Source organism: Massilia agri (genome assembly GCF_024753255.1).
GTDB classification, from domain to species: Bacteria; Pseudomonadota; Gammaproteobacteria; order Burkholderiales; family Burkholderiaceae_D; genus Telluria; species Telluria agri.
Genome location: NZ_JANUHA010000004.1, coordinates 154,318 through 175,880, shown reverse-complemented (window position 1 = coordinate 175,880; position 21,563 = coordinate 154,318). Strand labels below are relative to the sequence as shown.

The following is a 21,563-nucleotide window of genomic DNA, read 5'->3' as shown; positions in this document are numbered from 1 at the left end:
GATTAGCCTTGGTACTCGTCAGGGGTCAGGGTTTTCATCGACAGCGCGTGGATTTCCTCGCGCATGCGATCGCCGAGTGCAGCGTACACCAGCTGGTGGCGCTGGATCGGACGCTTGCCGGCAAAGGCAGGCGAGACGATCACGGCCGTGAAATGCTGGCCGTCGCCCTCCACGTGCAAATGGGTGCATTCGAGGCCAGCGCTGATGTAGCTGTGGATCAGTTCGGGTGTGGTCGACACGAGGTAACTCCAGTGAATTCTTTAATGGCGAAGCTTGTAGCCGCGCTTGAGCATATTGATCGCAATGGCCGCCAGCACCACCAGGAACACCGACACGATGGCCAGGCTGGTCCAGGGCGAGACGTCGGATTTGCCGAAGAATCCATAGCGGAACCCGTCAATCATATAAAAGAACGGGTTGAAATGCGAGACCGCCAGCCAGAACGGCGGCAGTTTTTGGATGGAATAGAACACCCCGGCCAGGAAGGTGGCCGGCATGATCAGGAAGTTCTGGAAAGCCGCCAGCTGGTCGAATTTTTCCGCCCAGATGCCGGCGATGACGCCCATGGTGCCGAGGATGGCCGCGCCCAGGAAGGCGAACACGATGATCCACAGCGGCGCCACGAAGGAGAGGTGCGCGAACCAGGCGGTGATCACGAATACGCCGAAGCCGACCGCGAGCCCGCGCAGGATGGAGGCGGCGATATAGGCCGACAGGATCTCGGCATGCGACAGCGGCGGCAGCAGGATGAACACCAGGTTGCCGGTGATCTTGGACTGGATCAGGGACGAGGACGAGTTGGCGAAGGCGTTCTGCAGCACGCTCATCATCACCAGGCCCGGAATCAGGAAGGAGGTATAGCTGACGCCTTCCAGCATCTCGACGCGCCCGTCGAGCACGTGGCCGAAGATCAGCAGGTAGAGCATGGCCGTGACGACGGGCGCGGCGATGGTCTGGGTCGCCACTTTCCAGAAGCGCAGCGACTCCTTGTAGAACAGGGTGCGGAAACCCACCGAGAACAGATTCATTGCGGGCCTCCAGGCTGCTTGTCGCCGACGACCTGCAGGAAGATGTCCTCGAGGTCGGCCTGCTCGAGCGCCATCTCGTCGATCACGGCGCCGCTCTCGCGCAGGCGCGCCAGGATCGGCTCGACTTCCTGGACGTCGTTCACGCGCAGGGTGTACTTGTTGCCGCCGTTGTTTTCATTGTGCTCGTCGTGGGAGACCAGGTGGCGCAGGCCCTCCGGCAAGTCACCGCTCTTGAGCTTGACCACCAGTTGCGAGCCCGACACCCGGCGCAGCAGCGCCGACATGGTGTCCAGCGCCACCACCTCGCCGAGTTTCAACATGGCGACGCGCTGGCACATGGCCTGCGCCTCTTCCAGGTAGTGGGTGGTGAGCACCACGGTATGGCCTTCGCGGTTCAGGCGCGAGATGAACTTCCACAGCGTCTGGCGCAGTTCGACGTCGACGCCCGCGGTCGGCTCGTCCAGCACGATCACGGGCGGCTTGTGCACCAGGGCCTGGGCCACCAGCACGCGGCGTTTCATGCCGCCGGACAGGGCGCGCATGTTCACGTCGGCCTTGTTGGTGAGATCCAGGTTGTGCATGACCTCGTCGATCCAGGCGTCGTTGTTCCTGATGCCGAAGTAGCCCGACTGCAGGCGCAAGGTCTCGCGCACCGTGAAGAAGGGATCGAACACCAGTTCCTGCGGCACCACGCCCAGGCGCTTCCGCGCTTCGCGGAAGTCCGTCACCACGTCATGGCCGTGGATCTTGACGCTGCCGACGTCCGGGCGGATCAGGCCCGCGATGGTGGAGATCAGGGTGGTCTTGCCGGCGCCGTTGGGGCCGAGGAGGCCGAAGAATTCGCCTTCCTCGATGTTCATGGAGACGCCCTTGAGGGCCTTGAAGCCCTTGTAGCTTTTCTCGACGCTGCTAATCTGGATCGCTGTCATTCTTGTTCGGGAGGATGGTGCGGACGCACCGGGACCGTGCGGGGAAACGGCCCATTATAGGTGAAATCAGAAATACAAGAGGCCGGCGGGGGAATTTGCGGCGGGAGGGGTTTGCCGGGCGCCTGGCGAAGAGCCGCCACCCGGCAGGAACAGCGTTACGACTGAGGCAACAGCTGGTCCACGCCATACAGCGTGGCCAGTTTCTGCACGTTCTCGGGAACGTTGATGAAGGTGAGGCGCTGGTTCGCGGCGCGCGCGCGGCGCTGCCAGGCCAGCAGCACGGCCACGGCCGAGGAGTCGGCGGCGCCGACGCCGCCCAGGTCGAACACGGTCTCGCCGGCGGCGATCGCGGCACAGCCCTGTTCCAGGGCGGCGCGGCCGCTCTGGAAGGTCAAGGCGTCTAACGAGAGCATGGGATTGGCTTCGGCCATTACTTCGGCGCCTTCAGCGGCTTGGAGGCCAGCTGCTGGTTACGCTCGGCCAGCTTCTTGATCAGGCCGTCGATGCCGGTCTTGCCGATCTCGCTCGCGAAGGTGCTGGTGTAGGTCTGGACCAGCCAGGCGCCCAGCACGTTGATGTCGTAGATCTTCCAGCCTTGCGGGCCGTTCGACAGGCGGTAGTTCAGGGTGATCGGCTCGCCGCGGGCGACGTTGACCTGCGAACGCACTTCGACGTCGCTGGCGCCGGCTTCGGCACGGAAAGGCTTGAACTCGACGGTTTCGTTCTTGATCTGCGACAGCGCGCCTGCGTAGGTGTAGACCAGCAGGTTGGTGAATTCCTTGATCAGCTGCTTCTGCTGTTCCGGGGTAGCCTGGCGCCAGTAGCGGCCGGCTGCCTGCTGGGTCATCTTCTCGGCATCCACGTGCGGCAGGATCTTGCTGTTCACGAGGTCCATGATCTTGGCGCGGTTGCCGGCCTGGATGTCCTTGTCGGCCTTCACGGTCTCGATGACGTCGGCGCTGATGCGCTTGACCAGCGCGTCCGGTGCTTCGGCGGCGATGGCGGAGGTGGCGAAAGCGACGGTGGCGGCTGCGGTAGCGATCAGTTGGATGATGGGTTTCATGTGTCGGTTTCCTTGTTGGTAGACGCCGCACCGAGCCTTGCGGCCGGCGGGGCATGCCATGTTAACTCTTGTTGAGGCTGGCGGATGACACCGTTGTGTAAGGACTTGTTACTGTGCCGGCTTGACCGCCGGCTCAGCCACGGCCTTGCCGGCCGGGTCGGCCGCCGGTTCCGCGTTGCTCGTCGCTTCGTCGGCCTGGGTCTCGCGCGGCACGTTGCCGTCATAGACCTGGCTCTGGCGGCGCTGCATATAGCCGTCGCGGATGAACTCGTAACGGTCGAGGGCGGCGTCTTCCAGCAGGTTGCCCGCGTCCAGCAGGGTGGCGCGCTTGTCGACCACGCGCACGGCGGCGCCGATATTGCGCCAGTTGGCCGGTTCCTTGTACTTCCAGATGTCGCCACCGATGTCGGCCGGCAAGGCCGCGGTGTCACGCACCGTGGACGGACCCAGCAGCGGCAGCATCACGAAGGGTCCGCTCGGCACGCCCCAGACGCCCAGGGTCTGGCCGAAATCCTCGTTGTGCTTGGGGATGCCGGCTTCCGAGGCGATGTCGAGCAGGCCGAAGATGCCGAAGGTCGAGTTGACGGCGACGCGGGTCACATCGCCCATGCCGGCCTGGCCCTTGCCCTGCAGCAGGTTATTCACCGCGCTCCAGGCATCGGACAAGTTACCGAAGAAATTGTTCACACCGGTCTGCACGAAGCCCGGGGTGACGTTCTTGTAGGCGGTCGCGGTCGGCTTCAGCACGGTGCGGTCGACCGCATCGTTGAAGCGGAACACGGTGCGGTTATAGCCTTCCAGCGGGTCTTGCAGATTCGTGGTGGCGCAACCGCTCAGCAATGCGACGACAGCGGCGGCGGCAAGCGCGCGCAGGGGGCCTGCGGAAACTGGCATGTGCTTCATTCGCTACCTTCCTTTCCTTCAGCGGCCTTGCTGTAGATAAACTGGTTGATCAGGTCCTCGAGCACCGTGGCCGACTGAGTACGGTTGATGCGGTCGCCGTCCACCAGGTTCTTGGTGTCGCCGCCCGGTTCGATGCCGATGTACTGCTCGCCCAGCAGGCCAGCGGTCAGGATCTTCAGCGAACTATCTTTCGGGAACTGATAATTCTGGTCCAGGTCCAGGCGCACCTGCGCCTGGAAGGTCTTGTCATCGAAGCTGATCTCGCCCACCCGGCCGACCACCACACCCGCGCTCTTCACGGGCGACTGCGGCTTCAGGCCGCCGATATTGTCGAACTTGCCGGTCACGGCATAGGTCTTGGTGAACGACAAGGTGCTCATATTCCCGGCCTGCAGGGCCAGGAACAGGAGGGCGGCGGCGCCCAGCAGGACAAACAGGCCGACCCAGACATCGATGATTTTACGGTGCATAGTATTTCCTAGTATTCAGGCCGTCTGTGCGCGGCCAAACAAACGTTGATTCTGTATTATTGCTTTTCTGATTACTGCCCGAACATCAGGGCGGTCATCACGAAATCCAGCCCCAGCACCAGCAGCGAGGCGATGACGACGGTGCGCGTGGTGGCGCGCGCGACGTCCGCCGGGGTCGGCTTGACGTGATAACCCTGGAACAGGGCGGTAAAAGTCACGGCGATGCCGAACACGAAACTCTTGATGACGCTGCTGACGATGTCGCGCTGGACGTCGACACCGGCCTGCATCTGCGACCAGAAGGCGCCCTCGTCCAGGCCCAGCAGTTTCACGCCGACCAGGTAGCTGCCGACGATGCCGACCGCCGAGAACACGGCCGCCAGCACCGGCATGGCGATGACGCCGCCCCAGAAGCGCGGCGCGAGCACGCGCTGCACCGGGTTAACCGCCATCATTTCCATCGCGGTGAGCTGCTCGCCGGCCTTCATCAGGCCGATCTCGGCCGTGAGCGAGGTGCCGGCACGGCCTGCGAATAGCAGCGCCGTGACCACCGGACCGAGTTCGCGCACGAGCGACAGCGCGGTCAGGGGACCGAGTTTCTCCTCGGCGCCGAACTGGATCAGGTTGACATAGAACTGCAGGCCCAGCACGAGGCCGACGAACAGGCCCGAGACGATCGTGATCACCAGCGAGTAATTGCCGATGAAATGGACCTGTTCCGTGATCAGGGTCGGGCGGCGAAATGCCCCCGGGGAGAAACGCAGCAGGTTGAAGAAGGCGCGGGTCGCGAAACCCAGGCTCTCGACGCCCTCGCGCACCCAGCGGCCGATCGATTCCAGCGCGCGCATCATCGCTTGCCTCCCAGGCCCAGGTCGTCGCTGAGCGACTTGCCCGGATAATGGAAGGGCACCGGGCCGTCCGGCTCGGCGTTCACGAACTGCTTCACGTACGGGTCCTGGGACACGCGCAGCTCAGCCGGCGTGCCTTCGGCCACGATCTTGCCTGCCGACATGAAGTACACGTAGTCGGCGATGGCGAAGGTCTCGTTGACGTCGTGCGAGACCAGGATCGAGGTCGAGCCGAGGGCATCGTTCAGGTTGCGGATCAGGTTGGCGGTCACGCCCATCGAGATCGGATCCAGGCCGGCGAAAGGCTCGTCGTACATGATCAGTTCGGGATCGAGGGCGATGGCGCGGGCGACCGCGACGCGGCGCGCCATGCCGCCGGAAATCTCGCCCGGTTTCAGGCGGTGCGCATTGCGCAGGCCGACGGCATTGAGTTTCATGAGCACCAGGTCGCGGATCAGTTCTTCCGGCAGGTCGGTGTGCTCGCGCAGGGGAAAGGCGACGTTGTCGAAGATCGACAGGTCGGTGAACAGGGCGCCGAACTGGAACAGCATGCCCATGCGGCGGCGCAGGCGGTACAGTCCTTCGGTATTCAGTTCGTGCACCACTTCGCCGTTCACGCGCACCTGGCCGCGCTGGGGACGGATCTGGCCGCCGATCAGGCGCAGGACCGTGGTCTTGCCGCAGCCCGAACCACCCATGACGGCGATGAGCTTACCGCGTGGGAAGTCCATGCGGAGGTTCGACAGGATGGAACGCTCTCCGTACGAAAAGTGCAGATCGCGGATTTCGACTAGGTTCGACACAGCGTATTTGTTATTGAGGTAATCCGTTATTGTAGTGCAGAAAGCTTAAGCCTCGCTTGAGGTGGCCCATTTTCGGCCGGTCGGTCGACGTACAATTACAACAAAACTAACCAAAGAGTCAGATATTTTCGCTTGTAAGTGATTGTTTTTGAAGAGATATGTATGTCTGCCAATATTGCGATTTGTTGAATTGTATCAACAAATTCCATAGAGCAACTAACTCTGGCAGGATGACAATGACCCTTTGTCACAGCCTCAGCTGACGCACTGCAATACGGCCCCAGCGTAAGGACATTCCCTCCCCTGTGGTCGTGCGCGCACGCACATAAGCGTGCCGGTAAGCGTCTTTCTGTTGGGCTGTGCCCACAGGAGCGATGGACGAAAAAAAGGCGGCCGAAGCCGCCTTGCTGTTCTCGTCCCGGCCTCAGCGCGGGAGAACCGAACTGCCCATCAGGAATTCGTCGACCGCACGCGCACATTGCCGTCCTTCGCGGATCGCCCACACGACGAGCGACTGGCCGCGGCGCATGTCGCCCGCTGCGAACACCTTCGCCTTCGAGGTCTGGTAGGAACGCTCGCCGTCGGTCGTGGCGCGCGCATTGCCTCTGGCATCCTTCTGCACGCCGAAAGCGTCCAGCACGTTCTGCACCGGCGAGACGAAGCCCATGGCCAGGAAGACCAGGTCGGCCTTCATCTCGAATTCCGAATCCGGCACCTCGCTCATCTTGCCGTCCTTCCATTCGACGCGGCAGGCGACCAGCTTCTCGACCTTGCCGCCCTTGCCTTCCAGGCGCTTGGTCGCGACCGCCCAGTCGCGCTGGCAGCCTTCCTCGTGCGAGGACGAGGTGCGCAGGCGGGTCGGCCAGTAGGGCCAGACCAGGGGCTTGTTCTCCTGCTCGGGCGGCATCGGCATCAGTTCGAACTGGGTGACCGAGGCAGCGCCGTGGCGGTTCGAGGTGCCGACGCAGTCGGAACCGGTGTCGCCGCCGCCGATCACGACCACGTGCTTGCCCGTCGCCTTGATCTGGTCCTTCAGCTTGTCGCCGGCGTTGACCCGGTTCTGCTGCGGCAGGAAGTCCATGGCGAAGTGCACGCCCTTCAGTTCGCGGCCCGGCACAGGCAGGTCGCGCGGCTGCTCGGCGCCGCCGGCCAGGACCACGGCGTCGAACTCCTTTTCCAGGTCTTCCGGGAAGATGGTGTCGCGTGCCATGTTCGACACGGTGGCCGGGAAGTCCTTGCCGATCAGGACGCTGGTGCGGAAGGTCACGCCCTCCGCCTTCATCTGTTCGACGCGACGGTCGATCAGGTCCTTCTCCATCTTGAAGTCGGGGATCCCGTAGCGCAGCAGGCCGCCGATGCGGTCGCTCTTCTCGAACACCGTGACCTCATGGCCGACGCGCGCCAGCTGCTGGGCCGCGGCCAGGCCGGCGGGGCCGGAGCCGACCACGGCGACCTTCTTCCCGGTTTTCACGGCAGCCGGCTGCGGCACGATCCAGCCGTGCTCCCAGCCGCTGTCGGCGATCTTGCGCTCGATCGACTTGATGCCGACCGGCTCGTCGTTGATGCCGAGCGTGCAGGCCGACTCGCAGGGCGCCGGGCAGATGCGTCCCGTGAATTCGGGGAAGTTGTTGGTCGAGTGGAGGTTCTCGACGGCCGCGCGGTAGTTGCCGTGATAGACCAGGTCGTTCCAGTCGGGGATCTGGTTGTTCACCGGGCAGCCCGTGTTACAGAAGGGGATGCCGCAATCCATGCAGCGCGCGCCCTGCACCTTGGCCTGGCCGTCGGTGAGGGTCAGCACGAATTCCTTGTAGTTCTTGACGCGATCGCCAGGCTCGAGGTGGCCCTCTTCCTGTCGTGCGAATTCCATGAAGCCGGTAATTTTGCCCACGTTGTTTTCCTTTTGTCGCAGCGTGCTGTTACGCCGCCAGTTCGATCTTGTCGTTCGCCTCTTCCATGCTCGAGTTGTGCATCTCCTCGAGTGCGCGCTTGTAGTCGGTCGGGAAGACCTTCACGAACTTGCCGCGGCTGTTGGCCCAGTCGTCCAGCAGGTTGCGCGCGCGGGTCGAACCCGTGTGCTTGAAGTGGCGTTCGATCAGGCGGCGCAGGATGGTTTCATCCGATTCGCGTTCGCCATCGCGGGTCTGGCTGTGCCAGCCGGCTTTATCAAGCTGCTGCTTGGTCGCCAGCACCGGCTCCAGGTTGACCATGGAGGTGTTGCACTTGCCGGCGAATTCACCGTTCGGGTCGTAGACGAAGGCGACGCCGCCCGACATGCCCGCCGCGAAGTTGCGGCCGGTCTCGCCCAGCACTACCACCGTCCCGCCGGTCATGTATTCGCAACCGTGGTCGCCGCAGCCCTCGACCACCGCCACGGCGCCCGAGTTACGCACCGCGAAGCGTTCGCCGGCCACGCCGTTGAAGAAGGCTTCACCGGAAATCGCGCCGTACAGCACGGTGTTCCCGACGATGATGTTGTCCACCGCCCAGCCGCGGAACTCGGTGTTCGGACGCACGATGATGCGGCCGCCCGACAGGCCCTTGCCGACGTAGTCGTTGCCTTCGCCGACCAGGTCGATCGTGATGCCCGCCGCCAGGAAGGCCGCGGCCGACTGGCCGGCGGTGCCCTGCAGCTGGATGTGGATGGTGTCGTTCGGCAGGCCGGCGTGGCCGTAGCGCTTGGCCACTTCGCCCGACAGCATGGTGCCCACGGTGCGGTGCACGTTCTTCACCGGCGAGATGAAGGAGACGCGCTCGCCCTTCTCCAGCGCGGCCTTGGCCTGGGCGATCAGCTTGTGGTCCAGTGCCTTGTCGAGGCCGTGGTCTTGCGCATCGGTATGGAACAGGGCGCGCGGCGAATCGGACTTCGGCTGGTAGAAGATGTTCGAGAAGTCCAGGCCCTGGGCCTTCCAGTGGCCGATGGCCTTCGCCTTGTCCAGCAGGTCCGTTCGGCCGATCAGTTCGTCGTAGCTGCGGATGCCCAGTTGCGCCATGATCTGGCGGGCTTCCTCGGCCACGAAGAAGAAGTAGTTCACCACGTGTTCCGGCTTGCCCTGGAACTTGGCGCGCAGGACCGGGTCTTGCGTCGCGACACCGACCGGGCAGGTATTCAGGTGGCATTTGCGCATCATGATGCAGCCTTCCACCACCAGCGGCGCGGTCGCGAAGCCGATCTCGTCGGCGCCCAGCATGGCGGCGACCACCACGTCGCGACCGGTGCGCATCTGGCCATCCGCTTGCACGCGGATGCGGCTGCGCAGGCCGTTGAGCACCAGGGTCTGCTGGGTCTCGGCCAGGCCCAGTTCCCACGGGGTGCCGGCGTGCTTGACCGAGGACAGCGGCGAGGCGCCGGTGCCGCCGTCATGGCCCGCGACCACCACGTGGTCGGCCTTGGCCTTGGAGACACCCGCGGCGACCGTGCCGATGCCGACTTCCGACACCAGCTTCACCGAGATCGAGGCGTTCGGGTTCACGTTCTTGAGGTCGTGGATCAGCTGCGCCAGGTCTTCGATCGAGTAGATGTCGTGGTGCGGCGGCGGCGAGATCAGGCCCACGCCCGGCACCGACACGCGCAAGGACGCGATGTACTCGCTGACCTTGTGGCCCGGCAGCTGGCCGCCTTCGCCCGGCTTGGCGCCTTGCGCCATCTTGATCTGGATCTGGTCGGCCGATGCCAGGTACTCGGCGGAGACGCCGAAGCGGCCCGACGCCACCTGCTTGATCTTCGAGCGCAGGGAATCGCCCTCTTCCAGTGGGATGTCGGCGACCACGCGGTCCGAGCCCAGGATCGAGGCCAGGGTCTCGCCCTTGGCGATTCGGATGCCCTTGAACTCGCCCATGTAGCGGCGCGGATCTTCGCCGCCTTCGCCGGTGTTCGACTTGCCGCCGATGCGGTTCATCGCAATCGCCAGCGTGGCGTGGGCCTCGGTGCTGATCGAGCCGAGCGACATCGCGCCGGTGGCGAAGCGCTTGACGATGTCCTTGGCCGGCTCGACTTCTTCCAGCGGGATGGCTTTCGACGGGTCGATCCTGAACTCGAACAGGCCGCGCAGGGTCAGGTGCCGGCGGCTCTGGTCATTGATGATCTGCGCGTACTCTTTATAGGTGCTGTAGTTGTTGGCGCGCGTCGAGTGCTGCAGCTTGGCGATGGCGTCCGGCGTCCACAGGTGGTCTTCGCCGCGCACGCGGAAGGCGTATTCGCCGCCGGTGTCCAGCGCATGCTCGAGCAACGGATCGTTGCCGAAGGCGAGCGCGTGCAGGCGCAGCGCTTCTTCCGCCACTTCGAACAGGCCGATGCCTTCGACGGTGGACGAGGTGCCGCGGAAGTACTTGTCGACCAGCGACTTGTTCAGGCCCACGGCTTCGAAGATCTGGGCGCCGCAATAGGACATGTAGGTCGAGATGCCCATCTTCGACATCACCTTCATGAGGCCCTTGCCGACCGCCTTGGTGTAGTTGGTGATGGCCTTGTCCGCATCCATTTCGTGCGGCAGGTTGTGCGCGAGATCGGCCAGGGTCTCGAGCGCCAGGTAGGGGTGCACGGCTTCCGCGCCGTAGCCCGCCAGCAGGGCGAAGTGATGGGTCTCGCGGGCCGAGCCGGTTTCCACCACCAGGCCGGTGGAGGCGCGCAGGCCGCGTCCGACCAGGTGCTGGTGGATGGTGGAGGTGGCCAGCAGGGCGGGAATAGCGACCTGGTCGGCGGACATATTGCGGTCCGAGACGATCAGGATGTTGTGGCCGGATTTCACGGCATCGACCGCTTCCGCGCACAGCGACGCCAGGCTTGCCTCGATGCCTTCCTTGCCCCAGGCGACCGGATAGCAGATGTTCAGCTCATAGGACTTGAACTTGCCGCCGGTGTGCAGGCTGATCGCACGCAGGCGCGCCATGTCGTCGAAGCCGAGGATGGGCTGCGAGACTTCCAGGCGCATCGGCGGGTTGACGTTGTTGGTGTCGAGCAGGTTGGGCTTCGGGCCGATGAAGGAGACCAGCGACATCACCATGCTCTCGCGGATCGGGTCGATCGGCGGGTTGGTCACTTGCGCAAACAATTGTTTAAAGTAGTTATACAAAGGTTTGAGCTTGTTCGACATGACCGCCAGCGGCGAGTCGTTGCCCATCGAGCCGGTGGCTTCCTCGCCCAGCACGGCCATCGGGGCCATCAGGAACTTCAGGTCTTCCTGGGTGTAGCCGAAGGCCTGCTGGCGGTCGAGCAGCGTGACAGCCGTCTTTTCGCCCTGCGCGTCCTTCGCGCGGTGCTGCAGCAGCTGGCTTTCGGACAGCTTGATCTCGTTGAGCTTGATGCGCACCGACTTGATCCAGGCCTTATACGGCTTGGCGTTCGAGTAGGTGTCCTTCAGCTCCTTGTCGTCGATGATGCGGCCGGCTTCCAGGTCGATCAGGAACATCTTGCCCGGCTGGAGGCGCCATTTCTTGACGATGCGCGACTCGGGAATCGGCAGCACGCCGGATTCGGATGCCATGACGACCAGGTCGTCCTCGGTGATGACGTAGCGCGCCGGACGCAGGCCGTTGCGGTCCAGGGTGCCGCCGATGTGGCGGCCGTCGGTGAAGGCCATGGCGGCCGGGCCGTCCCAGGGTTCCATCATCGCGGCATGGTATTCGTAGAAGGCGCGGCGGTTGTCGTCCATCGACGTGTGGTTCTCCCAGGCTTCCGGGATCATCATCATCATCGCCTGGGCGACCGGATAGCCGGCCATCACCAGCAGTTCGAGCGCATTGTCGAAGCAGGCGGTGTCGGACTGGCCTTCATAGATCAGGGGGAACAGCTTGCCCAGGTCTTCGCCGAGCACGGCGGACTTGAGCATGCCTTCGCGGGCGCGGGTCCAGTTGAAGTTGCCCTTGACGGTGTTGATCTCGCCGTTGTGCGCGATCAGGCGGTAGGGGTGGGCCAGCGGCCATTCCGGGAAGGTGTTGGTCGAGAAGCGCTGGTGCACCAGGGCGAGCGCGGAGATGCAGCGCGGATCCTGCAGATCCTTGTAGTAGACGCCGACCTGGTCGGCCAGCAGCAGGCCCTTGTAGACGATGGTGCGGGCCGACATCGAAGGCACGAAGAATTCCTTGCCGTGCAGGAGTTTCAGGGCCTGGATCGCGTGGCCGGAAGACTTGCGGATCACGTAGAGCTTACGCTCGAGCGCGTCGGTGACCATGATGTCGGGGCCGCGGCCGATGAAGATCTGGCGGATCACCGGCTCCTTGGCCTTCACGAAGGGCGACATCGGCATGGTCTCGTCGACCGGCACGTTGCGCCAGCCGAGCACGACCTGGCCTTCGATGCGCACGGCGCGCTCGATCTCCTGTTCGCAGGCGATGCGCGAAGCGTGTTCCTTCGGCAGGAAGACCATGCCGACGCCGTACTCGCCGGGCGGAGGCAGCTCGACGCCCTGCTTGGCCATCTCGTCGCGGAAGTACTGGTCAGGAATCTGGATCAGGATGCCCGCACCGTCGCCCATCAGCGGATCGGCGCCGACGGCGCCCCGGTGGTCGAGGTTCTTCAAAATCATCAGGCCCTGCTCGATGATCGAATGGCTCTTGTTGCCCTTGATGTGGGCAATGAATCCAACGCCGCAGGCATCGTGCTCGTTGGCGGGATCGTACAAACCTTGGGCAATCATGAGGCAATCTCCACAGCTTTTTCGGGGGTTGAAAATCGAGAATAGTGCAACGCAACACAAACGGCAACAAGAATAATTAGGGTCAGAGTCGAATTGTTTGACAACTTTTTGCGAAGCAGATTAATTGGGGACAGAGTCAATTCCATGGTCAAGAATATTGCCAAGTGCTTGATTTTTATGGATGCACGCGATGTTCCTGCCGCGTGCGGCGCATAAAAAAACGGCACGGAAAACCGTGCCGTTCGACTGTTTGCGCGTCCTTACGCTTGCGGACGGGGTGGAATGGGCTCCCGGAAGGGCCGGCCGCGCTTGGCCGGCAGGATCTGGCGCTTCGTCTTGCGCTCGAGCTCGGCCTTGAAGCTGTCCGAACCCAGGGGCTGGTTCTTCAGGACCGCGGTGGTGACGAAGTCGAGCTCGTCCTGGGGGATGCCTTGCATGACCAGTTCGGTATACGCGGCTTCGCGCTGGAAGGGGGTGTTGCCCATGCCCCAGTAGAGGAGATGGTCGGTGACCAGGCCGTCGGTACGCACGCCCGTGTGGTGGGCGTAGCTCGACCAGGGGTAGTCCAGCGGCCCCGACGCCAGGCCGGCGCGCACGGGATTGAGCTCGATGTAGCGGCTGCAGGCCAGGAAATAGCTTTCCGTATCGATGAGAGAGGTGCGGAAGCGTCCCTCGAACAGGCCGCCGCTGCGCTCGTACTTGTTATTGAACCAGGGGACGTAGAAACGGCCCACCTTCTGCATCATCAGGGCCAGGCCGGTCGCGTCCGAGGGCGTCGCGAGCAGGTGTATGTGATTGGGCATGAGCACATAGGCATGGATCGCCACCTGGTAGAAGCGCGCCGCCTCCTTCAGCCAGGCCAGGAAACGCTGGTAATCCACTTCCTCGCGGAAGATCAGTTGGCGGTTATTGCCGCGCTGGATGACGTGGTGCGGCTGGTTCGGGATGATGAGTCGGGGTAGGCGTGCCATGGCGTGCTCAAAAGTCGAGCAGGCATTTTAGCTGAGAAATTTTACTCTGTCCCCAATTAATCTCAAGGCCGCCGAAAAAACGGCTGACTCTGTCCCCAATTACGGTCGAGCACGCTTCTAATGAGTCATTGCTCAATAATTCGACGCTGACCCTCATTGGAAATGGGACGAATTTGGGCAATTGCTCAATAATTCGACTCTGACCCCAATGAGAGGGTCAGGCGAGGGTGAAGCCGGCGGAGAGGCTGTAGCCTTCGCCGTAGGCGCTGCGCAGGGGCAGGTCCTGGCCGAGGCCGGAGCGGGCTTTCTTGCGAAGGCGGTAGACCAGCATGTCGACGCGGCGGCTGGCGTCCGGGTCTTCGCCGCCCATGCCGGCGACGATCACCTGGCGCGGGACCGGGCGGGTGTTGATGGTGAGGAGGTGCAGGAAGTTGCACTCCTTTTCGGTCAGGTCGATCACCTTGCCGCCCAATTCGAGCTGGCGCGCGCTCACGCGCAGGGTCCACTTGCTCGGCGCCGGGGCCGGGTCGGCGGGACGGACGCGGCGGTCCAGGGCTTCGATGTGGGCCGCGAGTTCGGGGAACTTGATCGGCTTGGTCAGGTAGTGGTCGGCGCCCAGGCGCAGGCCGAGGATGCGGTGGTCGAAGGCGACGCGCCCCGTCAATACGAGCAGGCCGATCTCGGGATACAGCTGGCGCATGCGCGGGATCACGTTGAAGCCGTCCTCGTCCGGCAGGCCGAGGTCCAGCACCACGACCGCGGCCGGGGTGCGCGTCAGCGCGGCCCACATTTCGCTCGCGGTCTTGGCGATGGTGACGTCGTGGTCCAGCTCCCGCAGGAACTCGGCCATGTCGTCTGCATATTCGCCGTTGTCTTCAACAATCAGTATCTGCGTCATGCGGGAGCCATGTTATTGATCGCTCCGATTATCACTGCTGGGACTGGATGAGGCAAGTCGTTGTTGTCCACCATCTTCCAGCGCCGGCAGCCACAAGCGGAATTCGGCACCGCCACTGCCCTCGGCCAGGCGCAGCATGCCGCCATGGACGTCGACGATCGAGCGCGCCATGTAGAGGCCCAGGCCGCTGCCCGCCAGGCCGTCCGCATTGCGGCCACGGTAGCCCTTGTCGAAGATGCACGCGACGTCCTCGAGCGGGACGCCCGCGCCTTCGTCGCGCACGCTGAATTCGACACCGTTGCCGCTGCGGCGCGCGCCCAGGCTCACCCGGGTGCCGGATGGCGAGTACAGCAGCGCGTTGTCGACCAGGACCTTGAGCGCCAGGCGCAGGCCTTCCGGCTCGCCTCGCAATACCAGCGCCGGCGGCAGCGCATCCGCCGCGACCTTCGCTTCGCGCCCGGCCTCGCGCACCTGCGCGGCGCCGGCCTCCAGCAGCTCGCCGGGCGCGATGGTGTTCGGCTGGCGCACCTTGCCGATCGCGGCCATGCGGTCCGGCGACAGGTATTCATCGAGCATGGCGATCAGGCGGTCGGTCGCCACCGCGATCTTGCGGTAGCGTTGGCGGGTCGGTTCATCGGCGCCCTGGGCGGTCGCTTCCAGGCGCTGCACCGCGCCGTCGATGGTGGCCAGCGGGGTGCGGAATTCGTGGTTCAGCATGCTCGCGAAGCGGCGCTGGTCGGCCAGGTGGACGCGCTGCGGCGTCAGGTCGCGCAGCAGGCCGACCAGCGACTGGCTGCCGTCCCCGTTCTGCACGATGGTCGAGATCACCTGCAGGCCGACCGGGTGGCCGTCCGCGTTGCGGATATCGATTTCCTGGGTCCGGCGCTCTCCCGGCGCGCCCATGCCGCCTGCCAGGACCATGCCCAGCGGGCCCAGGTCGTCGTGCGCACCGGCGATCGCGGCCTGTAGCGCGTCCCCGGTGTGGCCGAAGCTGCTGCTGAATGCGGGGCTCAGGTAGCGCAGCGTGCGCGCGGGCAGGTCGATGCTGAAAGCGATGTCGCCGGCGAGTTCGGCGATGATGCGGAACTGCTCGCCCATGCCATTCCCAGGCACGGGCTGGCCTGGTGCGGAGGTGGATGCATCCGTGCGACGGGTCATCGGGCGCTTTCTATTCGCGATGGGACACGCAGTATATCGCCCACCTTGCTTATTTGTACAGACAAGCCGAGGGCGCCCTCACGCCGCATTTTTTGCGCCACGTGGACCGCAGTTGGTGGATAATTCGCGTCATGAACGATACCACCTCCCTCCCCCAACTCCCGGACCGGCTCTCGATCGACCCGAGCAGCCCTTTCCATAACCGCGACGTCTTCCAGCGCGAGATCGGCATCCGCTTCAACGACAAGGACCGCCACGACGTGGAAGAGTATTGCATCAGCGAAGGCTGGATCAAGGTCGCCGCCGGCCGCACGCTCGACCGCAAGGGCAAGCCGATGCTGATCAAGCTGAAAGGCAAGGTCGAGGCTTATTACAAGTAAGCTGCGCCCTGTCCGCACCATCTGTAAAGCGAAAGGCTGCCCGGTTCGTACCGGCAGCCTTTTTTTTCATGGCGCCGGCGCCTCTTCTCAGGGAAGCCGCCGCACATGGCGGAAACGTGCGTAGCGGTTCAGGAGATCGTTGATCAGCTGCTCGCGCGTATAGCCGGTCACGTCGTGGGCCTGGTCGCCTTCGGAACTGGTGGCCATGGCGCGATAGTGCCGGCTGGACGAATCCGGCTCCTCCGTTTCCGCCCAGGCGAAGCTCGGTGGCCGGAAGCTGCGCGCGCGAATCGTGTAGCGGAACGTGCCGCGGTCGCCGTGCGGCACATCCAGCTCGAGCCGGTCCCCGGCATGGGCCAATTCCGGTTCCAGGCCTGTCTCGCGCATCTGCGCGGCGACCGCTTCCAGCGCGGGGCGCGCGGTGCTCTCGAGGAAGGCAGCGATCTCGGTCCTGCCGTAGAAGTGCATGATGCTGGCCAGACGCTGCTGCCAGTTCAGGCCGGCCGCAGACGGCGGCGTGTCGACGGCAATCGACAGGTCCATCGACGAGCCCCGGGTTTCGGTCTGCAGGGCGCGCAGCAACCCATAGCAGATAAAGAGCATCACCACGGCGAAGGGGAGCGCGCTGGCCAGCGCCGCGGTCTGGAGCGCCTGCAGCCCCCCGGCCAGCAGCAGCACGGCGGCCACGACGCCGGCGCAGACCGCCCAGAAGATGCGCTGCCAGACCGGCGGATGCGGCGCGGCGCCGGAGGTGATCATGTCGATCACGAGGGCGCCGGAATCGGCCGAGGTCACGAAGAAGGTGATGACCAACAGCGTGGCGATTCCGGATGCGATCAGGGGGAAGGGCAGCTGCTCGAGCACCTCGAACAGCGCCACCGGCAGATTGTCGGCAACGGTGCGCACGATCGGCGCCGCGCCGCTCAGGTCGAGGGCGATGGCCGTATTGCCGAACACCGTCATCCACAGGAAGGTGAACAGCACCGGCACCAGCAGCACGCCGGAGATGAACTCGCGGATCGTGCGCCCGCGCGAGATGCGCGCGATGAACATGCCCACGAAGGGCGACCAGGATATCCACCAGCCCCAGTAGAACAGGGTCCAGTCGCCAAGCCAGGCATTCGGCTCGTAGGCGTACATGCGGAAGGTGCGTTGCACCACCGCCCCCAGGTAGGCGCCGATGTTCTGGACGAAAGCCTGCAGCAGGAACACCGTCGAGCCCACCGCCAGCACGAAGAGGAGCAGGGCGATCGCCAGGATGATGTTGAGCTCGGACAGGCGCTTGACGCCCTTGTCCAGCCCCGTGGCGGCCGACAGCGTCGCCATGCCGGTGATCGCGGCGATCAGCACGATCTGGACCGTCGGACTGACCGGCAGCCCGAACAGGTAGGAAAAGCCGGCGTTCACCTGCAGCACGCCGAAGCCGAGCGAGGTCGCGACGCCGAACATCGTGCCCAGCACCGCGAAGATGTCGATGGCGTGGCCGATCGGGCCATGGATGCGCTGGCCGATCAAGGGAAACAGGCCTGAGCGCAGCGTCAGCGGCAGGCCGCGCCTGAAGGCGAAATAGGCCAGCGCCAGCCCCACGACGATATAAATCGCCCAGGCATGCAGGCCCCAATGGAAGAACGTCAGCACCATGGCCTGGCGCGCCGCTTCGATCGTACGGCCCTCCCCCACCGGCGGCAAGGCGTAGTGCTGGACCGGCTCGGCGACACCGAAGAACAGCAGGCCGATACCCATGCCGGCGCTGAACAGCATGGCGAACCAGGACAGGTAGCTGTATTCGGGCTCGCTCTCGTCGGGACCGAGCTTGACGTCGCCATAGCGGCTCATCATCAGGAACAGCACGAAGATCAGGAATGCGGCGACGGCCAGGATATAGAACCAGCCGAAGTCGCGTACGATGCCCGCCTGGAGCATGTCGAACAGGCTGCCGGCACGCTTCGGGAACACCGCTCCGAACAGGGCGAAGGCGAGGATCAGCCCGGCCGAGATGTAGAACACGGGCGGATTGACCTGCATCCTCGGACGAGGACCAGGATGGGCGGCTTCCTTCAGCACAGGATCAGTCATCTCTTGGCGTTCCTCCATGAATCCGGCAAACCAGGATGAGCGAGGCGCGTACGCTTTCCAATCCCGCGTTCCCGGGCCAAGTCTAGCACGCGGAACCCTCGTGTCCGATTGCCGGGCACGATTGAATGGGCGGGCGCCGTGGCAGAGCCGGCGCCCCCCCCCGGTCAGGCGGCGCCGTCGTCCAGCGGCGCGAAGATCGCCTGCAGGTCTTCCTGCGTCAGCGCCATCTTCTGCGATTCGCCTTCGGACAGGATCGACTGGGCCAGCTCCGACTTCTTCTGCTGCAGCTGCTGGATCTTTTCTTCCAGCGTGCCCTTGGCGATCAGCTTATAGACGAACACGGGTTTGTCCTGCCCGATACGCCAGGCGCGGTCGGTGGCCTGGTTCTCGGCTGCCGGGTTCCACCACGGGTCGTAGTGGATCACGGTGTCGGCGGCGGTGAGGTTCAGGCCGACGCCGCCAGCCTTCAGGCTGATCAGGAAGATCGGCACCGCGCCCTGCTGGAAGGCGGCCACCTGGGCCGAACGGTCGCGGGTCTCGCCGGTCAGGAAGGCGTAGTGGATGCCGCGCGCCGCGAGTTCTTCCTCGATCAGGAAGAGCATGCTGGTGAACTGCGAGAACACCAGGATCTTGCGGCCTTCCTGCAGCAGGTCTTCGACCATCTGCATCAGGTCGGCAAGCTTGGCCGACACCGGCGCCGAATTCTTCTTGGCCGGCATGGCTTTCACCAGGCGCGGGTCGCAGCAGACCTGGCGCAGCTTGAGCAGGGCCTCGAGGATGACGATCTGGCTGCGCGCCACGCCCTTGCGGTCGATTTCCTCGCGCACCTTCTTGTCCATCGCCAGGCGCACGGTCTCGTACAGGTCGCGCTGCGGGCCCGAGAGCTCGATGCGGCGCACCATCTCGGTCTTCTCGGGCAGTTCCTTGGCCACGTGGTCTTTCGTACGGCGCAGCAGGAAGGGCTTGATGCGGCGGCTCAGAAGCGTACGACGCACCGTGTCGTCCTGGCGCTCGATCGGATGGCGGAACTGGTTGTTGAAGGTCTTCTCGTCGCCCAGCAGGCCAGGCAGCAGGAAGTGGAACTGCGACCACAACTCGCCCAGGTGGTTTTCCAGCGGGGTCCCGGACAGGCAGAGACGGTGGTTCGCGTTCAGCGAGCCGGCCGTCTGCGCCGCCTTGGAGCGGGTGTTCTTGATGTAGTGCGATTCGTCCAGGATCACCAGGTGATAGTGGTGCTCGCGCAGCTTTTCCTCGTCGCGCGGCAGCAGCGCGTAGGTGGTCAGGACGATGTCGGCGTCCTTGATCTGGTCGAACAGGTCCATGCGCTCCTTGCCCTGCAGGAGCAGCACCTTCAGGCTCGGCGCGAAGCGCGCGGCTTCGTCGAACCAGTTGGTCATCAGGCTGGTCGGCGCGATGACCAGTGCCGGGCTGGTCAGGCGGCCGGCTTCCTTCTCGGTGAGGATGTGCGCGATGGTCTGCACGGTTTTACCCAGGCCCATGTCATCGGCCAGGATGCCGCCGAGGTCGTACTCGCGCAGGAACTGCATCCACGAGAGGCCGTCGAGCTGGTAGTCGCGCAGGGTGGCTTGCAGGCCCTTGGGTGGTTCGACCTTCTTCACCGAGCCGAACTGGCTCAGCTTGCGGCCGGTTTCGCGCAGGCGTTCGCCGCCAGTCCAGCGCAGCTCGAGGCCGCGCGCCAGGTCTTCCAGGCGCGCCGCGTCGAGGGTGGACATGCGCATGCGCGCCTTGATCTTGTCGTTGAAGTACAGCTCACCCAATGTCGCCAGGATGGGCTTCAGGCGCCCCCATGGCAGTGCCACGCGCACGCCGTCCGGCAGGGTCGCCAGCATCTGGTCGGACTCCGCATGCGCGGCCAGCACGGCCGGGTCGAAGTCGCTCGGCGCGCTGCGGATCAGCTGTACCAGCACCGGCAGCAGCGGCACGCGCTTGCGCGCCACCACGATGCCCAGCTCCAGCTCGAACCAGGCATTGCCCGCCTCGATCGGCTCGTCGATGTCGGCATACCAGTCTTCGACGGCCACGGTGTCGTAGCGGTACTTGGCCGACTTCTGCACATGCCAGCCGGCGTCGGACAGCGCGTCCAGGTCGCTTTCCGCGAAGCGCAGCCAGTGCGCCTGGCTGTCCAGCACCAGGGCCCCGGCCATCGCATTGAAAGGCGCCGTGGCGGGCTTGCGGAAGCCCATCTCGTTCAGTTGATTGAGCGCCGAGGCTTCGGCCTTCGGGTCGCGCTCGATGACTTCGGTGACGTCGCCGATCTGGCGCACCACGCGCTGGGCCGGGTCGAAGGAGACACGCTGGCCGTCGTAGTCGTAGGCCAGCACGGCGAAGTCGTGCCAGCGCGCCGCGCCGCCGTCGGACAGCTGCACGGAATCGAGCAGCAGGTGCGGGATCGGCTTGACATCGTTGCGCAGGCGCTGGGTCAGCGGCTGCGGCAGCGGCATCAGCCCCTGCAGGCCGTGCGCCAGCAGCAGCTGCGAGACGCGCTTCTTGTCGGTGCCGGTGAGGGCCGGGGCCTGGGCCACCAGCGCCTGCAATTCGGCCAGCGAGATGTCGATGCCGCCGCGATTGAGTTCCAGCGGGCCGATCGACAGGTTGTCGATATACCACGGTGGATCGGTCGGCAGCATGTAGTCGATCAGGTCGGCGCCGCTGTGCGTGGCGCCCTTGGCCGGTTCCACCGACCAGCCGAGCTTGGCCACGCGGCCTTCGTCGCGCCAGGCCAGGCTGGCCAGGCGGGTCGGGCCGGCCTGCAACGGATACACGAGGCCGTTGGCCATGTCGGACCAGGAGTTCGCCCACAGGAGCTTGCCCTGCTCGAGCAGCATCTGCAGCAGGATGGCGCCGACTTTCCCTTTCGGTTCGGTGGCGCTGGTGCCCTGGGCCGAGCCGCTGCGCATGGCGATGAAGAAGCGCACCAGGTCGACGTCGTCGCCTTCCAGGTAGGCGGGCGGGGCCGACAGCAGCGAGAACACTTCGCTCACCGGGCTGGCGGCGGCCACGTCGCCGTTCGGGCGCAGGCGCGCCTTGCACAGGCAGATGGCCACGTGGCGGCCGCCGCTGGTGGGCGCCATCACGTAGACGAACTTGTATTGAACCGCCTTTGGATCAGCGACCTCGTCGGTCAGCTTGGGCTGCGGATGCGCCGCGGCCTCGACCCTTTGCAGCCAGCTCACCACCGGCGCGGGCAGGGCGGGAGCGCGTGCGGGAGCGCGGGCGACTACAGGAGCGTCGCTGGCGTTCTCGCGATGATCATCGACTGTGTGCATGGGTCTCGTGTGTCTGTATTAAAAACGACAATAACGAACATTATCCTTCATACGGACACTTCCGTTTTGTTCGGAATCGCACGTAGCGGACAAAACTGGTCCGGGTGTCTCCTGCGT

The 21,563-nt window shown here is 64.7% G+C and carries 17 protein-coding genes; 1 reads left to right on the top strand and 16 read right to left on the bottom strand.

Going from position 1 to position 21,563, the window contains the following annotated elements:
- Positions 1-2: 2 nt before the first annotated feature.
- The 14 genes from NX780_RS07875 to NX780_RS07810 form a co-directional block, all read right to left on the bottom strand.
- The gene (locus NX780_RS07875) at positions 3-239 is read right to left on the bottom strand and encodes a BolA family protein (RefSeq protein WP_258827312.1); all 237 of its coding nucleotides are present in this window, start codon (positions 237-239) and stop codon (positions 3-5) included.
- A gap of 21 nt (positions 240-260) precedes the next feature.
- Positions 261-1,028 carry an ABC transporter permease gene (locus NX780_RS07870; RefSeq protein WP_258827311.1) on the bottom strand — a complete coding sequence of 256 codons (768 nt, stop codon included), beginning with the start codon at positions 1,026-1,028 and terminating at the stop codon, positions 261-263.
- The gene (locus NX780_RS07865) at positions 1,025-1,957 is read right to left on the bottom strand and encodes an ABC transporter ATP-binding protein (RefSeq protein ID WP_258827310.1); all 933 of its coding nucleotides are present in this window, start codon (positions 1,955-1,957) and stop codon (positions 1,025-1,027) included. The genes NX780_RS07870 and NX780_RS07865 overlap by 4 nt, the downstream gene beginning before the upstream one ends.
- Before the next feature lie 155 nt (positions 1,958-2,112).
- Positions 2,113-2,370, bottom strand: coding sequence for an STAS domain-containing protein (locus NX780_RS07860; RefSeq protein ID WP_258827309.1), 258 nt, complete (start codon positions 2,368-2,370; stop codon positions 2,113-2,115).
- 17 nt (positions 2,371-2,387) lie between these two features.
- Positions 2,388-3,020, bottom strand: coding sequence for an MlaC/ttg2D family ABC transporter substrate-binding protein (locus NX780_RS07855; protein ID WP_258827308.1), 633 nt, complete (start codon positions 3,018-3,020; stop codon positions 2,388-2,390).
- Positions 3,021-3,128: 108 nt separating this feature from the next.
- Entirely contained in the window at positions 3,129-3,914 is a 786-nt protein-coding gene (locus NX780_RS07850; RefSeq protein WP_258827307.1) for an MlaA family lipoprotein, read from the bottom strand.
- A gap of 5 nt (positions 3,915-3,919) precedes the next feature.
- Entirely contained in the window at positions 3,920-4,393 is a 474-nt protein-coding gene (gene mlaD / locus NX780_RS07845; protein WP_258827306.1) for an outer membrane lipid asymmetry maintenance protein MlaD, read from the bottom strand.
- Positions 4,394-4,464: 71 nt separating this feature from the next.
- Positions 4,465-5,244, bottom strand: a complete 780-nt coding sequence (mlaE, locus tag NX780_RS07840; RefSeq protein WP_258827305.1) for a lipid asymmetry maintenance ABC transporter permease subunit MlaE — start codon at positions 5,242-5,244, stop codon at positions 4,465-4,467.
- Positions 5,241-6,044, bottom strand: coding sequence for an ABC transporter ATP-binding protein (locus NX780_RS07835; RefSeq protein WP_258827304.1), 804 nt, complete (start codon positions 6,042-6,044; stop codon positions 5,241-5,243). Before NX780_RS07835 ends, mlaE begins: the two co-directional genes overlap by 4 nt.
- 424 nt (positions 6,045-6,468) lie before the next feature.
- Entirely contained in the window at positions 6,469-7,932 is a 1,464-nt protein-coding gene (locus NX780_RS07830) for a glutamate synthase subunit beta (RefSeq protein ID WP_258827303.1), read from the bottom strand.
- Between the two features lie 28 nt (positions 7,933-7,960).
- The gene (locus NX780_RS07825) at positions 7,961-12,676 is read right to left on the bottom strand and encodes a glutamate synthase-related protein (protein ID WP_258827302.1); all 4,716 of its coding nucleotides are present in this window, start codon (positions 12,674-12,676) and stop codon (positions 7,961-7,963) included.
- A gap of 260 nt (positions 12,677-12,936) precedes the next feature.
- Positions 12,937-13,647, bottom strand: coding sequence for a transposase (locus NX780_RS07820; RefSeq protein ID WP_258827301.1), 711 nt, complete (start codon positions 13,645-13,647; stop codon positions 12,937-12,939).
- A 217-nt stretch (positions 13,648-13,864) separates the two neighbouring features.
- A complete protein-coding gene (locus NX780_RS07815; RefSeq protein ID WP_036253354.1) occupies positions 13,865-14,545 on the bottom strand; it encodes a response regulator transcription factor in 681 nt (226 codons plus the stop codon).
- 12 nt (positions 14,546-14,557) lie between these two features.
- On the bottom strand, positions 14,558-15,703 hold the full coding sequence (locus tag NX780_RS07810; protein WP_258827300.1) for a PAS domain-containing sensor histidine kinase: 1,146 nt from the start codon (positions 15,701-15,703) through the stop codon (positions 14,558-14,560).
- A gap of 131 nt (positions 15,704-15,834) precedes the next feature.
- On the opposite strand from NX780_RS07810, the gene NX780_RS07805 reads away from it, so the two are divergent.
- Positions 15,835-16,083, top strand: coding sequence for a DUF3297 family protein (locus NX780_RS07805; RefSeq protein ID WP_258827299.1), 249 nt, complete (start codon positions 15,835-15,837; stop codon positions 16,081-16,083).
- Between the two features lie 87 nt (positions 16,084-16,170).
- Here NX780_RS07805 and NX780_RS07800 read toward each other — a convergent pair whose 3' ends face one another.
- Together NX780_RS07800 and NX780_RS07795 are read right to left on the bottom strand one after the other, a co-directional pair.
- A complete protein-coding gene (locus tag NX780_RS07800) occupies positions 16,171-18,159 on the bottom strand; it encodes a BCCT family transporter (RefSeq protein ID WP_258827298.1) in 1,989 nt (662 codons plus the stop codon).
- 164 nt (positions 18,160-18,323) lie between these two features.
- Complete coding sequence (locus NX780_RS07795; protein WP_258827297.1) at positions 18,324-21,446, bottom strand: DEAD/DEAH box helicase; 3,123 nt, start codon at positions 21,444-21,446, stop codon at positions 18,324-18,326.
- Positions 21,447-21,563 lie beyond the last annotated feature (117 nt).

Bases quoted from the DNA above. Each gene is read 5' to 3' on its own strand.
- NX780_RS07870 (WP_258827311.1), bottom strand. From the start codon at position 1,028: ATGAATCTGTTCTCGGTGGGTTTCCGCACCCTGTTCTACAAGGAGTCG.
- NX780_RS07855 (WP_258827308.1), bottom strand. From the start codon at position 3,020: ATGAAACCCATCATCCAACTGATCGCTACCGCAGCCGCCACCGTCGCT.
- NX780_RS07820 (WP_258827301.1), bottom strand. From the start codon at position 13,647: ATGGCACGCCTACCCCGACTCATCATCCCGAACCAGCCGCACCACGTC.
- NX780_RS07825 (WP_258827302.1), bottom strand. From the start codon at position 12,676: ATGATTGCCCAAGGTTTGTACGATCCCGCCAACGAGCACGATGCCTGC.
- mlaE (WP_258827305.1), bottom strand. From the start codon at position 5,244: ATGATGCGCGCGCTGGAATCGATCGGCCGCTGGGTGCGCGAGGGCGTC.
- NX780_RS07860 (WP_258827309.1), bottom strand. From the start codon at position 2,370: ATGCTCTCGTTAGACGCCTTGACCTTCCAGAGCGGCCGCGCCGCCCTG.
- NX780_RS07800 (WP_258827298.1), bottom strand. From the start codon at position 18,159: ATGACTGATCCTGTGCTGAAGGAAGCCGCCCATCCTGGTCCTCGTCCG.
- mlaD (WP_258827306.1), bottom strand. From the start codon at position 4,393: ATGCACCGTAAAATCATCGATGTCTGGGTCGGCCTGTTTGTCCTGCTG.
- NX780_RS07810 (WP_258827300.1), bottom strand. From the start codon at position 15,703: ATGACCCGTCGCACGGATGCATCCACCTCCGCACCAGGCCAGCCCGTG.
- NX780_RS07805 (WP_258827299.1), top strand. From the start codon at position 15,835: ATGAACGATACCACCTCCCTCCCCCAACTCCCGGACCGGCTCTCGATC.
- NX780_RS07850 (WP_258827307.1), bottom strand. From the start codon at position 3,914: ATGCCAGTTTCCGCAGGCCCCCTGCGCGCGCTTGCCGCCGCCGCTGTC.
- NX780_RS07815 (WP_036253354.1), bottom strand. From the start codon at position 14,545: ATGACGCAGATACTGATTGTTGAAGACAACGGCGAATATGCAGACGAC.
- NX780_RS07795 (WP_258827297.1), bottom strand. From the start codon at position 21,446: ATGCACACAGTCGATGATCATCGCGAGAACGCCAGCGACGCTCCTGTA.
- NX780_RS07865 (WP_258827310.1), bottom strand. From the start codon at position 1,957: ATGACAGCGATCCAGATTAGCAGCGTCGAGAAAAGCTACAAGGGCTTC.